The organism is Dankookia sp. GCM10030260 (genome assembly GCF_042666655.1).
In the GTDB taxonomy this organism is placed as follows: Bacteria; Pseudomonadota; Alphaproteobacteria; order Acetobacterales; family Acetobacteraceae; genus Paracraurococcus.
This window is the reverse complement of record NZ_JBHTDE010000006.1, coordinates 229,148-242,572: the sequence shown is the minus strand read 5'-3', so window position 1 is coordinate 242,572 and position 13,425 is coordinate 229,148. Positions and strand designations below refer to the sequence as shown.

The window sequence follows — 13,425 nt, the reverse complement described above, 5'->3', positions numbered from 1 at the left end:
AGCATCATCACGCCATCACCTCGCGTCGGAAGAAGGCACGCACCACGGGGTTCTGGCTCTCGTCGCGCAGCCTGCGCGGGTCGCCTTCGGCGATCATGCCCTTGGCTTCCTTGTCCAGCATGATGCAACGGTCGCCGATCGCCAGGATCGACTGCAATTCGTGCGTCACCACCACGAAGGTGGTGCCGAGGTCACGCGCCAGCTGCCTGATCAACGCGTCGAGCCCGGCCGAGGTGATCGGGTCGAGCCCGGCCGAGGGCTCGTCGAGGAACAGGATCGGCGGATCGAGCGCCATGGCCCGGGCGATGCCGGCCCGCTTGGCCATGCCGCCGGAGATCTCGGCCGGCAGCCGGGTGGCGGCGTCCGCAAGCCCCACCAGGCCGAGCTTGACCTGCGCCACCATGGCCCGCGCCTCGGCCGGGAGATCGGTGTGCTCCTCCAGCGGCACGCCGATATTCTCGGCGAGCGTCGAGGAGCCGAACAGCGCGCCCGACTGCCACATCACGCCGATCCGCCGCAGCAGCGCGACGCGCGCGGCGCCGTCCAGCCCATCCATCCGCACGCCGAGGATCTCGATGCTGCCCTCGGCCGCGGGGTAGAGGCCGATCATGTGCTTCAGCAGCGTGGACTTGCCGCAGCCGGACCCGCCGAGGATGACGAAGACCTCGCCGCGGCGGACGTCGAAGCTGACATGCTCGAAGATCGTGCGGCCATCGAACCGCGCCGCCAGGTCGCGCACGCGGATCACGGTCTCGGCGCCGGGGTCCTCCGCCATGGCCTACCAGCCCAGCCGGAAGAACAGCACGGCGAAGATGCCGTCGAGCAGCACGATGGAGACGATCCCGCCGACCACGGCCGAGGTCGCCGCATCGCCCACCGCGCGCGGGCCGCGCCCGGCGGCCAGCCCGGCCCGGCAGCCGACCAGGCCGATCGCCAGGCCGAAGGCCGCCGCCTTGGCCAGCCCGCCGGCGAGGTCGCCCAGGTGCACCCAGGCCTGCAATTGATTGACCACGGCGACCAGCGGGAAGCCCAGCGTGCCCATCACCACGCTCATCCCCAGGAGGCCGGCCAGGTTCATCAGCAGGGCGAGGACCGGCATCACCAGCATCGCCGCCAGCAGCCGCGGCAGCACCAGCCAGGCGATCGGGTCGATCCCCATGATGCGGAGCGCGTCGATCTCCTCGTTCACCGTCATGGTGCCGAGCTCGGCGGCATAGGCCGAGCCGGTGCGGCCGGACAGGATCACGGCCGCCATCAGCGGGCCGAGCTCGCGCAGCAGCGAGATGCCGACCAGGTTGGGGATGAATATCTCGGCGCCGAACTGCTTCATCGGGATGGAGGACTGGAAGGCCAGGATCAGCCCGATCAGGAAGCCGAGCAGGATGGTCAGCCCGAAGGCGCGCAGCCCGGCCTCGTCCAGGTGGCGGAGGATCTCCGACCAGCGCAGCCGCCAGGGTGCGCGCACCGCGCCGAGGCTGGCCACGATCGCCTCGCCGAGGAAGGCGATGCGGACGACCATGCCCTTGCCCTGGTCCAGCGTCGCCTGGCCGACCCGGGCGAGGAAGGGCAGTGTCGGCTGCGGCGGCGGGCCGGGGCGGTCCAGCGCCGCCCGCGTCCGGTCCAGCAGGGCCTGCAGCGGGCCACCGGCAAGGCCCCGCCATTCGGCCTGATGCGCCTCCCGCTCCAGCCGCAGCAGCAGCACGGCGCCGGCGGTGTCCAGCCCGGTGACGCCGGCGAGGTCGAGCACCAAGGGGCGCGCGCCGCGGGCGGTGCGCATCGCCTCCGGCCAGAGCCGCGCGGCCGCGCCGGTGTCGAGGCTGCCGCGGAAGGCCAGCCGCCGGCCGGCGCCCTCCGGCTTGGTCTCCAGGCTGGCGGGCCCAGGGGCAGGATCGGGGGCGCTGGCGCTCACGCGGTCGTCCGGGGAAGGGCCCCGAGGGCATGGAACAGCACCGCCGCGGCCTGCGCAACATTCAGGCTTTCCACCATGCCGCTGCCCGGCAGCGTGATGCGCGCCTCGCAGGCATCGAGCGTGGCCTGCGGCATGCCCTGCTCCTCGTTGCCCAGGACCAGGGCGATCGGGCGGTCGCGCGGGATCGCCTCGGGCGGGGCGCCGCCGGCGGCGACCGCGGCCACCGTCAGGTACCTGCCGCGCATGCCGCGCAGCAGGTTGGCCAGGTCGCGGGCGCGGAGGACCTCGAGGTGCTCCAGCCCGCCCTCGGCGGTGCGGTAGGCGGCGTCCGACAGGTCGGCCTGGCGCGGGTCGCCCGACAGCAGCAGGGCGCGGCTGCCGAAGAAGGCGGCGGACCGCGCGATGGCGCCCAGGTTGTGCGGGTTGCCGATGCCGTCCAGCACCGGCAGCAGCCGGGCCTGCGGCAGGTTGGCCGCCCAGTGGGAGGGCAATGCGTGGCCGGGCAGCGGCTCGGCGAAGCGGGCGACGGTGACGGCGCAGATCCCGCCATGGTGCCGGGTGCCGGCGATCCGGGTCAGCTCCTCCGGCCCGACTTCGCGGTAGGGCCGGCGGGTGCGGGCGAGGTGCTTGCAGAGCGGGCCGGCGAGCTGGCGCCAATCCTCGGTATAGAAGAGCCGGAGAACCTGCTGCGGCCGGCGGAGGAACAGCGCGCGCACCGGGGCCGGGCCGCAGATGCGGTGCGGGTCGGGCGGCCGGGGCAGGAAGGGGGCGTCAGACATGGGCGGTTATAGGCACGCCGGCGTATCTTGGCACGCAAGGGGCCGGGGCGAAGGGGGGCGGAGATGACAACGGGGCCAGCGCTGGCGTTCATCGGACAGGTCGAGGTGGCGGTGGCGCCGCCGCAGGTGGTGGGCGCCGGGCCGCTCGGGGAGCGGCGGATCGTGCCGATCCTCGGCGGGCGCGTGAGCGGGCCGCGGCTGGCGGGGGAGATCCTGCCGGGCGGTGCCGACTTCCAGCTGATCCGGCCGGACGGGGTGACCGAGATCGTCGCCCGCTACACGCTGCGGCTGGACGACGGCGTGCTGGTCTATGTGGTGAACCGCGGGATCCGGCACGCGGCGCCGGAGGACATGGCGCGGTTGCTGCGGGGCGAGGCGGTGCCGCCGGAGCGGGTCTATTTCCGCACCACGCCGGTCTTCGAGACGGCGGCGGCGGGGTACGGGTGGCTGCACCGCAGCATTTTCGTGGGCTTCGGGGAGCGGCAGCCGGCCAGCGTGCTGGTGCGGATCTTCGCGGCATGAGGGGGCGGCCTACTCGATCGCCTTGAACCCCGTCGCCCGCACCACCTCGGCCCAGCGCAGCCGCTCCGCCGCCATCATCGCGCCGAAGGGGCCGGCGCCGCGGGCATCGGGGCGGAACCCGGCCTCCTGCAGCCTCGCCAGCAGCGCGGGCGTGGCGAGCGCGGCCAGCACCGCCGCCTCGATCGCGGCCAGCACCGGCGGGGGCGCCGCCGCCGGCGCCACCAGGCCGAACCAGGCGCTGAAGCCCAAGGCCGGGCGGCCGAGCTCGGCCATGGTCGGCACCGCAGGCAGCACCGGGGACCGCGCCGGGCCGGTCACCGCCAGCGCTTTCAGCCGGCCGGCCTTCACATGCGGCGCCACCACCGCGACGGTGCCGAACATGCCCTGCACCGTGCCGTTCAGCACCGCGCCCATGGCATCGCCGGTCGAGCGGAAATGCACCGGCTCCACCGCCAGACCGGTGGCCTGGCCCAGCATCGCCGCCCCGAAATGCCCCGGGGTCCCGGCGCCGAAGGTGCCCATGGAGAGCTGCCGCTGCGCCTTGCCCCAGGCGAGGTAGCCGGCGAAATCCTCCACCGGCAGCGCGGCCGGGACGACCAAGCCGAAATCGGCGGCGGCCAGTTGCGCCACGGCGGCGAAGTCGCGCGCCGGGTCGTAGGGCAGCCTGGCATAGGTGCTCGGTGCCATCGCCAGCTGACCGACCTCGCCCAGCAGCAGCGCGGTCCCGTCGGCCGGCGCCGCCCTCGCCACCTCCTGCGCCGCGATCAGCCCGCCGGCGCCGGGCCGGTTGTCCACGATCACGCCGGCCGGCAGCGCCTCCTTCAGCGCCTCGGCGACCAGCCGCGCCAGCACGTCCGGCCCGCTGCCGGCGGCGAAGCCCAGCACCAGGCGCAGCGGCCGGTCGGGCAGCGCGGCCCACGCCACGGGGGGCAGCAGGGCGGCGGCGAGTGCGGCGCGGCGGCCGATCATGCGCGTGGTCATGGCTGCGTCCCCCGGGGTGTCATGCGGGCGGCGTACCGAAGCGCCGCGGCGGGGTCAACGCAGGTGGATGGCAGGCAAGGCAGCGGAGGGGAAAGTGTTCCCTCCCCGAGCCCCGCCCTTCCTTCCCGTGCGCTGGCACGGCCGCGCGTCGGGTGTCGGACGCCCGGAAACCGGGGAGTCTCGAGCGAAGCTAACCCCCTCCCCGGCCTTGCCTTCTCAGCACATCGCCAGCGCCACCAGCACCCTTGCCGCGATGAGGGAGGAGACGCGGGCGTTGCTCTCGACCGTGGCGCCGGCGACATGCGGCGTCAGCAGCAGGTTGGGCACCCCGGCCAGCGGCGAGCCGGCGGGCACCGGCTCGGTCTCGAAGACATCCAGCGCGGCGCCGCCGAGCCGGCCCGCCCGCAGCGCCGCGGCCAGCGCCGCTTCGTCCACCACCCCGCCGCGGGCGGCGTTCACCAGCACCGCGTCCGGCTTCATCAGCGCCAGTTGCGGCGCCGAGAGCAGCCCCCGCGTTTCCGGCCCCAGTGGCACGTGCAGGGTCACCGCATCGGCCCGGGCCAGCAATTCCTCGAGCCCCACCATCTCGGTCCGCGTCTCGGTCCAGTCGGTGTGGGTGGCGGCGATCAGCGGGTCGTGGCCGAGGATGCGCATGCGGAAGGCCTCCGCCAGCCTGGCGACGCGGCGGCCGATATCGCCGAAGCCGACGATGCCGATGGTCTTGCCCGCCATCTCCCGGCCGCCGATCAGCCGGTCGCGCGGCCAGCCGCCGGCGGCGACCTCCGCCGTCGCGCCGAAGGCGCCGCGCAGCAGGGTGCCGATCGCCAGGATGACATATTCGGCGACCGAATCGGCATTGGCGCCGGAGGCGGGGATGACATCGATCCGCCGCGCCTGGCAGGCCGGCAGGTCGATGTTGTAGAGCCCGACCCCGAGCCGGCCGAGCACCTTGAGGTCCGGGGCCGCTGCCAGCAGGGCGGCGTCCACGCGCGTCTGGTTGCGGACGATCAGGGCGCGGGCCCCCGCCAGGGCGGCGTGCAGCGCCGGTGGATCCTCGAACAGGCGGGGCTGATAGAGGGTGTGGTGGGCGGCGCGCAGGCTCTCGACCGCGGCCTCCTCCATGAATTCCGCGATGACGATCTGGCCCATGCCGTGGCTGTTCCCGGTTTCCTGGCAGCCTGATCGTGCGGCGCCGGCGGTGCTGTCCCGGACTGCATATAGGCAGGTGAAGGCCGTGGGGCACAGGCCTGCATTGAGATGTGCCGCCGATTCGTGCAGGACAGGCTGCGCAGCCGGCCGCACCGCGACCGGCAGCGTCACGCCACGTTCCACGCGCCGCGAAGCCGGCCGCTACGCGACCGGCAGCGTCACGCCCCGTTCCACGCGCCGCGAAGCCGGCCGCTACGCGACCGGCAGCGTCACGATGAACCGCGCCCCGGTCACCTTCCCCGCCGCGTCCCGGCGGTTCTCGGCGGCGATGCGCCCGCGCAGGCCCTCGACGATCTGCCGGCAGATCGACAGGCCCAGCCCGGAATGCTGGCCGAAGCTCTCGCCGCTCGGACGTTCGGAATAGAAGCGCTCGAAGATGCCCTCGAGCTTGGCTTCGGGGATGCCGGGCCCCTGGTCCTCCACCACCACCTCGACCATCGGCCCGGCCGGGCGGGCGCGGACGGTGACGCGGCCCTCGGCCGGGCTGAAGGACAGCGCGTTGCCCAGCAGGTTGCGCAGCACCTGCACCACGCGGCCTTCGACGCCGCGCACCACCAGCCCCTCGGCCGGCGCCTCCAGCAGCACCGCCGGGTCGTCCGGCTTGCGCGTCGCCGCGTGCAGCTCGGCCAGCGTCGACAGGATCGGCGCGATGTCGACCGGCACGGCCACGGTGCGCGACAGCTCGGCATCGACGCGCGAACTGTCCGAGATGTCGGCGATCAGCCGGTCCATGCGCACCGCATCCTCGGCGATGATCGCCAGCAGGCGGTTGCGCTGCTCGGGGTTCTCGATACGCCGCAGCGTCTCGATCGCGCTGCGCACGCTGGTCAGCGGGTTGCGCAGCTCGTGCGCCACATCCGCCGCGAAGCGCTCGTTGGTGTCGATCCGGGCCCAGAGGGCGCGCGCCGCCGATTGCAGGTCACGCGCCAGGATGCCGATCTCGTCCTCCCGCGCCAGCAGCGCGGGGGGCACGCTGCCGCTGCGGCCCTCGCCCTGGCGCATGGCGGCGGCGCTGCCGGCCAATTGCATGATCGGGTTGGCGAGCGTCTGCGCCAGGTAGAAGGACAGCGCCACCGTCAGCGCCAGCGCCACGCCGAAGATGCCGAGCACGCTCGCCCTGATCTCGAACAGCCGCTGGTCGACCTCGCGCGCCTCCCGCGTCAGCAGCACGATGCCGACCGACTGGTTGCCGCGCCGGGCGGGCTCGGCCACGCTCACCAGCAGGCGGCCATCCGCGGTGCGGCGGATATAGGGGGTGACGCCGCCTTCCAGCGCCAGGCGCAGTTCCTCCCGCCGGTCGGGGCCGAGGTTGGGCTGCCAGTCGAAGGAGGGCGCGTCGGGGTTGACGTCCACCTCGACATCCGGCCGGCTGCCGCGCGGCACCACCGACAGCACCCGGTCATAGAGGCCGGAGACGGTGAGCGAGAAGGCGCCGCGCGGCTGGGGCGGGGCCAGCGGCTCGGTCACCACCGCGCCGCCGGCGCCCTCCCGCACCCGGCTGTCGGCGACCACCAGGCCGGTATTGTCGAACAGCCGCGCCTGGGTATTCGGGGAGGGGTCCACCAGCCGGCGCAGCAGCGGCCGGGCGGCGTCCGGCACCAGCACGGCGCGGTCGTCCTGCAGCCGGGTCGCGGCTTCGGCGATGGCGCCGGCATAGATCCGGGCCTGGGTCCGCATCGCCTCGACCTCGGCCGCCAGCAACCCGTTCTGGTACTGGTCGAGGTAGAGCATGGCGGCCGCCAGCAGCGCCGGCGGCAGGATGTTCAGCAGCAGGATGCGGCGCAGCAGGGGCGAGACCCAGCGCCGCCGCGGCGGCCGGGCGATATCCGGCTGGATCTGCGGCAGGCCGATATCGGGCATGGGGACGGGGCGCTTTCGCGGAGGGCTGACGCAACATGCGCCGGGCGGGCCCTTCGTAGCATGGATGGGGTGGCGAAGGAGCGGCGCCGCGGAGGAGGCGGCGGCGGCGCAGCACGCACGGTTGTCGCGCCCAGGCCGTTCGCGCCGCTGCCGCCGCCGGGGCAGGAACGCCGGGCAGCCATTCGCCGCCTTCGAAGCCGCAGCGCCGTCCGTCCCATGCGCTGTGCCACCCGGGCAGTCACCGGCCGTGCGCCAGGTCGCGCCCCGATCCTGGCCGGGAGGCCAGGGCGTTTCGCTTGCGGCTCACGGTTTGGAAACGCCGGCGATCTCATGACACCTCAGGTAGTTTGCCGCCTCGAGCGGGAGCCGGTTGGCCTAGCCATGCCTGTCGCGCTTCCCATCCCTCGCCGAGTTGCCTGGACCCGCCCGCGGCCAAGCCTGACGAGCGCGCTTGGCGGGCATGCCGGGGCCGGGCCTGTCGCAGCCTGCGCTGTCCTTGCTCCTGGTGGCGGCTGTCGCCTGCCGATGCTGGTGCTGCTGATCAGCGGCGTGCCGTCCTGGCGGGTGCGCCGCCATGCGGGCCGAACCGCGTGGCACCTATCCAGAGCGGCTGGAATCGCGGCGCAAGGTGACGGGCTGGCCGGTCTTCACGCCGCGGCCGCGTGCCGCGGTAGCGGCGGCGTGGCGGGCGCAGATGATGCCGCAACTGCATCCCGCGCTTGCGGTGCCCTTGCCGCAGCCCGGGCTGTCGGCCGGCTGAGGCGCGGCCCGGTCGCCGGACCCTGGCCCGGCGCCGGCCTCAGCTTTCCTTGTAGCGGTAGCCGATCCCATACAGCGTCTCGATCTGGGCGAAGTCGTTGTCGACCTGGCGGAATTTCTTGCGCACCCGCTTCACGTGCGAATCGATGGTGCGGTCGTCGACATAGATGTTCTCGCCATAGGCGGCGTCGATCAGCTGGTCGCGGTTCTTCACCATCCCGGGCCGCAGCGCCAAGGCCTTGACCAGCAGGAATTCGGTCACCGTGAGCTGGATGTCGGTGCCCTTCCAGACGCAGGTATGCTTGGTCTCGTCCAGCACCAGGTCGCCGCGGACGATCACGCCGCCGGCCGGCTGGCCATTGGCCTCGGCCCGAGTCGCCTCGTTCCGCCGCAGCAGGGCGCGGATGCGTTCCAGCAGCAGGCGCTGGCTGAAGGGCTTGGTGATGTAGTCGTCGGCGCCGAGGCGGAGCCCCATCAGCTCGTCCACCTCCTCATCCTTGCTGGTCAGGAACACCACCGGCATGGCGCTGCGCTGGCGCAGCCGCTGCAGCAGCTCCATCCCGTCCATCCGCGGCATCTTGATGTCCAGCACCGCCAGGTCGGCCGGCCGGGCCAGCAGCCCCTGCAGCGCGCTTTCCCCATCGGTGTAGGTGCGGACGACGAAGCCCTCCTGTTCCAGCGTCATGGAGACGCTGGTCAGGATGTTGCGGTCGTCGTCCACCAGGGCGATCGTGGCAGCCATGCGTTGCTCTCCACCGGGACTGGCCCGGCATTCAATCCGGGGATGATGGCACCCCATATGGTGCGGGATTGTGGCGCAACCCGGACGGGAGCGAGATGGTGACGGACAACCCGGCTTTCGAGGCAAGGATCCTGGTCCGCGGCGCCGCCTCGGCGACCCTGGCGACCCAGGCCGCCGGCCAGCCCTTCGCGAGTTTGGTCACCCCGGCGGCGGCCCCGGACCTGACCATCCTGCTGCTGCTGTCCTCGCTGTCCGAGCATACCCGCCAGTTGCGGGCCGAGCCGCGCTGCGCCCTGCTGTTCCAGGGCACCGCCGCCGAGGCCAATCCGCAGACCGCCCCCCGGGTGACCCTGACCGGCCTCGCCGCCCCGGTGCCCGAGGCGGAGGTCCCGGCGCTGAAGGCCCGCTTCCTGGCGAAGCACCCCTATGCCGCGCTCTATGCCGATTTCGGCGATTTCGCGCTATGGCGGATCACCCCGGCCGCGGCGCAGCTGGTCGGCGGCTTCGCCCGGGCGCTGCGGCTGCGCGGGACGGACCTGTTGCCCGACCCGGCCGCGGTCGCAGCCCTTGCGCCGGCGGCGGCCGGCATCCTCGACCACGTGAATGCCGACCACGCGGAATCGGTGGCGGCGATCGCCACCCGCCGGCTCGGCGGCCCGCCCGGCGCCTGGCGGATGGTGGCGCTGGACCCGGACGGCGCCGACCTGGCGCTGGAGGAGCGGGTGCTCCGGCTTAATTTTAACGCTCCGGCGGCCGATCCGGCCGGGGTCCGCGCCGAGTTGATTCGCGCTTCCCGTGAGGCAGGCGCAGGATTGGCATGACTTTTGGTTGTAGAGCCCGCGGCCGGTTGCATTGCCATTCGTAAGCCACCGCCGTAATTTAGCCTCTGACAGCATGGACACCGCGGGTCTGACCCGGCGCCCCAGGAATGGCGGGCGATCCGGGATACCCCGCCTGGAGGAACGCATATGAGCCTGCCCGAGACCGCCCTCGCCGGCACGGGTGTGACCACCGGGTCCACCGTCCATGCCAACCTGACGGCCCCGGGCCTGGTGGACCATGCGCTCCGCCGCGGCGAGGGCCGGCTCTCCGCCGATGGTGCCTTCATGGCGGTCACCGGGGTGCATACCGGCCGGTCCGTGCAGGACAAGTTCGTCGTCGACGACCCGGAAGTCCATGACGAGATCTGGTGGGGCAAGATCAACCAGCCCATGGCGCCGGAGAAATTCCGCGGCCTGCGCTCCAAGGTCCAGGCCTGGCTCGGCGCGCGTCCGGTGCTCTTCACCCAGGACCTCTATGCCGGCGCCGACCCGGCGCACCGCATCAAGGTGCGGCTGGTCACCACCAATGCCTGGCACGCGCTGTTCGCCCGCAACATGTTCATCCGCCCAGCCGTCGAGGACCTCGCCGGCTTCACCCCCGACTTCACCATCCTGCACGCCCCGGAATACGAAGCGAACCCGGCCGAGGACGGCTGCCGCAGCAACACCTGCATCGCGCTGTCCTTCGCGGCGAAGACGATCCTGATCGCCGGCACCAGCTATGCCGGGGAGATCAAGAAATCGATCTTCACCGTGATGAACTGGCTGCTGCCCGCCAAGGGCGTGCTGCCGATGCATTGCAGCGCCAACCAGGGCCCGGCCGGCGACACCGCGCTGTTCTTCGGCCTGTCCGGCACCGGCAAGACCACGCTGAGCAGCGACCCGGAGCGCAGCCTGATCGGCGACGACGAGCATGGCTGGTCGGATACCGGCGTCTTCAACTTCGAGGGTGGCTGCTACGCCAAGGTCATCCGCCTGTCGCGCGAGGCCGAGCCGCAGATCTGGGACGCCAGCCATCGCTTCGGCGCGGTGCTGGAGAACGTGGTGGCCGATGCGCGCGGCAACCTCGACCTGAACGACGGCTCGCTGACCGAGAACACAAGGTCCTGCTACCCGCTGGAGTTCATCCCGAACATCATGCCGGGCGGCCGCGCCGCGCTGCCGAAGAACGTGGTGATGCTGACGGCGGATGCCTTCGGCGTGCTGCCGCCGATCGCCAAGCTGTCCTCGGCCCAGGCGATGTACCACTTCCTGTCGGGCTACACCGCCCGCGTCGCCGGCACCGAGAAGGGCCTGGGCAAGGAGCCGCAGGCGACGTTCAGCACCTGCTTCGGCGCGCCGTTCCTGCCGCGCCACCCGGAGGTCTACGGCAAGCTGCTGTCCGAACTGATCGAGCGGCACGGCGCCGATTGCTGGCTGGTCAACACCGGCTGGTCGGGCGGCGCCTATGGCACGGGCAGCCGGATGTCGATCAAGGTGACCCGCGCCCTGCTGCGCGCGGCGCTCGACGGCAGCCTGGCCAAGGTGGATTTCGAGTGCGACCCCTTCTTCGGCCTGCAGATCCCGAAGGCGCTGCCGGGCGTGCCGTCCGAGGTGCTGAACCCGCGCAACACCTGGGCCGACAAGGCCGCCTACGACCGCACCGCGGCCGACCTCGTCTCACGCTTTGAGAAGAACTTCGAAGGCTTCTCGGGCGGCGTGAGCGAGGACGTGCTGGCGGCGGCGATCCGGGCGGCCGCCTGATGCCCGACGGCGGGCTCGGCCCGGGGCGGCGCGAGCCTGGGGGGCAACCCCCGGCCAGCAACGTCCTGGGCGGGGTGCTGCTGCCGTGTTCCGTCGCGCCGCTGACCGGCTTCTTCCGGGATGGCTGCTGCAATACCGGGCGGGACGACCTCGGCCTGCATGTGGTCTGCGCCGAGATGACCAAGGGGTTCCTGGCCTTCTCCAAGGCGCGCGGCAACGACCTGTCCACGCCGCGGCCGGAATTCGGCTTCGCCGGGTTGAAGCCCGGGGACCGCTGGTGCCTCTGCGCGGCGCGGTGGGAAGAAGCCCGATCGGCCGGAATGGCGCCGAAGGTGCTGCTGGAGGCGACGCACATCGCCGCGCTGGAAGTGTGCAGCCTCGAGGATCTGAAGGCGCACGCGGTCGAAAGCTGAAGAAAGCAAGGCCGGGGAGAAGGTATTCCCCCCCGGACCCCTTATCTATTTCTGCAAGTCTGGCACCTGCCGCGCGGCGGGTGCCAGACCCACAGAAAGGAAGGGTTGGGGAGGGAATATTTTTCCCTCCCCAACCCTTCCTTTTCATCAGTGCCCCGCCATCACCGCCCCCGGCTTGTCGTGCTGCGCCAGCCGGTCGACCATGGTCTGGCTCGCCTCGTTCATCCCGATGATCTCCACCGGCACGTCGTGGTGGCGGAATTTCAGCACCACCCGGTCCAGCGCGTTGATGCCCGTGATGTCCCAGAAATGCGCGGCATGGACATCGATCACCACGCCCTGCGGCGCCTCGCGGAAGTCGAAGGCGCCGTGGAAGGCCTCGGCCGTGGCGAAGAAGAGCTGCCCGGTGACCCGGTAGGTGCGGATGCCGGTCGCCTCGTCCAGCACCGACTCCACGCCGAAGAAGCGGGAGATCTTCTGGGCGAAGAACAGCCCGCTGAGGACCACGCCGACCAGCACGCCCTTCGCCAGGTCATGCGTCCCCAGCACCACCGCGACGGTCGCCAGCATCACCACGCTGGAGCTTCTCGGGTGCGTCACCAGGGTCCGCAGCGAGCGCCACTGGAAGGTGTTGATCGAGACCATGACCATGACGGCGACCAGCGCCGGCATCGGGATCTGCTTCACCCAGGGGCCGAGCACCACGATCAGGAACAGCAGGAAGACGCCGGCCCACAGGCAGGAAAGCCGGCCGCGCCCGCCGGAGGAGACGTTGATCACCGACTGCCCGATCATCGCGCAGCCCGCCATGCCGCCGAACAGGCCGGAGGTGATGTTGCCCAGCCCCTGCCCGGCGCATTCGCGGTTCTTGTTCGAATCGGTGTCGGTCATCTCGTCGATGATCGCCGCCGTCATCAGGCTTTCCAGCAGCCCGACCATGGCGAGCGTCAGCGCGTAGGGCAGGATGATCCGCAGCGTATCCAGGTTCAGCGGCACCATCGGCCAGGCGAAGAACGGCAGCTCGCTCGGCAGGGCGCCCATGTCGCCGACCTTGTGGAAATCCATCCCCGTGGCCATCGAGAAGACGGTCAGCAGGACGATGGCGACCAGCGGCGAGGGCACCGCGGTGGTCAGCCGCGGCAACAGGTAGATGATGCCGAGCCCGACCGCGACCATGGCATAGACCGGCCAGCCCATGGGCTGCCATCCGGGGCCGAACAGCTCCGGCAGCTGCGCCATGAAGATCAGGATCGCCAGCGCGTTGACGAAGCCGGTGACGACGGAGCGCGAGACGAAGCGCATCAGGTCGCCGAGCCGGAGCGCGCTGGCGACCAGCTGCAGCAGCCCGGTCAGGATGGTCGCGGCAAAGAGGTAGTTGATGCCGTGGTCCCGCACCAGGGAGACCATCACCACCGCGGTCGCCCCGGTGGCGGCCGAGATCATCGCCGGCCGGCCGCCGGCGATGGCGGTGACGACGGCGATGCAGAACGACGCATAGAGGCCGACCTTGGGGTCGACCCCGGCGATGATCGAGAAGGCGATCGCCTCCGGGATCAGGGCGAGCGCGACGACGGTGCCGGCCAGCAGGTCGCGCGTGATGTTCGGCGACCATTCGGCGCGCAGATTGGACAGGGACATGGGGCAGCCTTCAGCGGGCGGCCATGCCCTTCGGCGGCCACCGGTTCAT

At 72.0% G+C, this 13,425-nt stretch carries 13 protein-coding genes; 5 read left to right on the top strand and 8 right to left on the bottom strand.

Annotated features, from left to right (window positions below; genetic code table 11):
- Positions 1-7 precede the first annotated feature (7 nt).
- Genes ACFQS7_RS20190 through ACFQS7_RS20180 form a run of 3 tightly spaced genes read right to left on the bottom strand, consistent with a single transcriptional unit; the run spans position 8 to position 2,688 of the window.
- Positions 8-775, bottom strand: a complete 768-nt coding sequence (locus ACFQS7_RS20190) for an ABC transporter ATP-binding protein (RefSeq protein ID WP_380068929.1) — start codon at positions 773-775, stop codon at positions 8-10.
- 3 nt (positions 776-778) lie between these two features.
- Entirely contained in the window at positions 779-1,909 is a 1,131-nt protein-coding gene (locus ACFQS7_RS20185) for an ABC transporter permease (RefSeq protein WP_380068928.1), read from the bottom strand.
- Complete coding sequence (locus ACFQS7_RS20180) at positions 1,906-2,688, bottom strand: TrmH family RNA methyltransferase (protein WP_380068927.1); 783 nt, start codon at positions 2,686-2,688, stop codon at positions 1,906-1,908. Before ACFQS7_RS20180 ends, ACFQS7_RS20185 begins: the two co-directional genes overlap by 4 nt.
- Positions 2,689-2,751: 63 nt before the next feature.
- Between ACFQS7_RS20180 and ACFQS7_RS20175 the strand changes: the two genes are divergently transcribed.
- Positions 2,752-3,210 carry a DUF3237 domain-containing protein gene (locus tag ACFQS7_RS20175; protein WP_380068926.1) on the top strand — a complete coding sequence of 153 codons (459 nt, stop codon included), beginning with the start codon at positions 2,752-2,754 and terminating at the stop codon, positions 3,208-3,210.
- Between the two features lie 9 nt (positions 3,211-3,219).
- Here the strand turns inward: ACFQS7_RS20175 and ACFQS7_RS20170 are convergent, their stop codons facing one another.
- The 3 genes from ACFQS7_RS20170 to ACFQS7_RS20160 all read right to left on the bottom strand — a co-directional run bounded on the left by ACFQS7_RS20170 (position 3,220) and on the right by ACFQS7_RS20160 (position 7,260).
- Positions 3,220-4,191, bottom strand: a complete 972-nt coding sequence (locus ACFQS7_RS20170) for a Bug family tripartite tricarboxylate transporter substrate binding protein (protein WP_380068925.1) — start codon at positions 4,189-4,191, stop codon at positions 3,220-3,222.
- Positions 4,192-4,407: 216 nt separating this feature from the next.
- Entirely contained in the window at positions 4,408-5,340 is a 933-nt protein-coding gene (locus ACFQS7_RS20165) for an NAD(P)-dependent oxidoreductase (protein WP_380068924.1), read from the bottom strand.
- A 252-nt stretch (positions 5,341-5,592) separates the two neighbouring features.
- Entirely contained in the window at positions 5,593-7,260 is a 1,668-nt protein-coding gene (locus tag ACFQS7_RS20160; RefSeq protein ID WP_380068923.1) for a stimulus-sensing domain-containing protein, read from the bottom strand.
- Positions 7,261-7,834: 574 nt separating this feature from the next.
- On the opposite strand from ACFQS7_RS20160, the gene ACFQS7_RS20155 reads away from it, so the two are divergent.
- Positions 7,835-8,020 carry a hypothetical protein gene (locus tag ACFQS7_RS20155; RefSeq protein WP_380068922.1) on the top strand — a complete coding sequence of 62 codons (186 nt, stop codon included), beginning with the start codon at positions 7,835-7,837 and terminating at the stop codon, positions 8,018-8,020.
- Between the two features lie 39 nt (positions 8,021-8,059).
- On the opposite strand, the gene ACFQS7_RS20150 is transcribed toward ACFQS7_RS20155, so the two are convergent.
- Positions 8,060-8,761: a response regulator transcription factor gene (locus ACFQS7_RS20150; protein WP_380068921.1), complete on the bottom strand. Its 702-nt coding sequence runs from the start codon at positions 8,759-8,761 to the stop codon at positions 8,060-8,062.
- Positions 8,762-8,856: 95 nt separating this feature from the next.
- Here ACFQS7_RS20150 and ACFQS7_RS20145 point away from each other — a divergent pair, with 95 nt between their 5' ends.
- The 3 genes from ACFQS7_RS20145 (at position 8,857) to ACFQS7_RS20135 (ending at position 11,738) form a co-directional block, all read left to right on the top strand.
- Positions 8,857-9,582 (top strand): HugZ family protein, encoded by a 726-nt coding sequence (locus ACFQS7_RS20145; protein ID WP_380068920.1) that lies wholly within the window; start codon positions 8,857-8,859, stop codon positions 9,580-9,582.
- 147 nt (positions 9,583-9,729) lie between these two features.
- Positions 9,730-11,325, top strand: coding sequence for a phosphoenolpyruvate carboxykinase (locus tag ACFQS7_RS20140; protein WP_380068919.1), 1,596 nt, complete (start codon positions 9,730-9,732; stop codon positions 11,323-11,325).
- Positions 11,325-11,738 (top strand): DUF2237 family protein, encoded by a 414-nt coding sequence (locus ACFQS7_RS20135; protein WP_380068918.1) that lies wholly within the window; start codon positions 11,325-11,327, stop codon positions 11,736-11,738. The genes ACFQS7_RS20140 and ACFQS7_RS20135 overlap by 1 nt, the downstream gene beginning before the upstream one ends.
- Before the next feature lie 147 nt (positions 11,739-11,885).
- Here ACFQS7_RS20135 and ACFQS7_RS20130 read toward each other — a convergent pair whose 3' ends face one another.
- Positions 11,886-13,376, bottom strand: a complete 1,491-nt coding sequence (locus tag ACFQS7_RS20130; protein WP_380068917.1) for a SulP family inorganic anion transporter — start codon at positions 13,374-13,376, stop codon at positions 11,886-11,888.
- Positions 13,377-13,425: the final 49 nt, after the last annotated feature.

Excerpts from the sequence above, each read along its gene's own strand:
- ACFQS7_RS20190 (WP_380068929.1), bottom strand. The coding sequence starts at position 775 with ATGGCGGAGGACCCCGGCGCCGAGACCGTGATCCGCGTGCGCGACCTG.
- ACFQS7_RS20180 (WP_380068927.1), bottom strand. The coding sequence starts at position 2,688 with ATGTCTGACGCCCCCTTCCTGCCCCGGCCGCCCGACCCGCACCGCATC.
- ACFQS7_RS20175 (WP_380068926.1), top strand. The coding sequence starts at position 2,752 with ATGACAACGGGGCCAGCGCTGGCGTTCATCGGACAGGTCGAGGTGGCG.
- ACFQS7_RS20170 (WP_380068925.1), bottom strand. The coding sequence starts at position 4,191 with ATGACCACGCGCATGATCGGCCGCCGCGCCGCACTCGCCGCCGCCCTG.
- ACFQS7_RS20165 (WP_380068924.1), bottom strand. The coding sequence starts at position 5,340 with ATGGGCCAGATCGTCATCGCGGAATTCATGGAGGAGGCCGCGGTCGAG.
- ACFQS7_RS20160 (WP_380068923.1), bottom strand. The coding sequence starts at position 7,260 with ATGCCCGATATCGGCCTGCCGCAGATCCAGCCGGATATCGCCCGGCCG.
- ACFQS7_RS20155 (WP_380068922.1), top strand. The coding sequence starts at position 7,835 with ATGCGGGCCGAACCGCGTGGCACCTATCCAGAGCGGCTGGAATCGCGG.
- ACFQS7_RS20150 (WP_380068921.1), bottom strand. The coding sequence starts at position 8,761 with ATGGCTGCCACGATCGCCCTGGTGGACGACGACCGCAACATCCTGACC.
- ACFQS7_RS20145 (WP_380068920.1), top strand. The coding sequence starts at position 8,857 with ATGGTGACGGACAACCCGGCTTTCGAGGCAAGGATCCTGGTCCGCGGC.
- ACFQS7_RS20140 (WP_380068919.1), top strand. The coding sequence starts at position 9,730 with ATGAGCCTGCCCGAGACCGCCCTCGCCGGCACGGGTGTGACCACCGGG.
- ACFQS7_RS20135 (WP_380068918.1), top strand. The coding sequence starts at position 11,325 with ATGCCCGACGGCGGGCTCGGCCCGGGGCGGCGCGAGCCTGGGGGGCAA.
- ACFQS7_RS20130 (WP_380068917.1), bottom strand. The coding sequence starts at position 13,376 with ATGTCCCTGTCCAATCTGCGCGCCGAATGGTCGCCGAACATCACGCGC.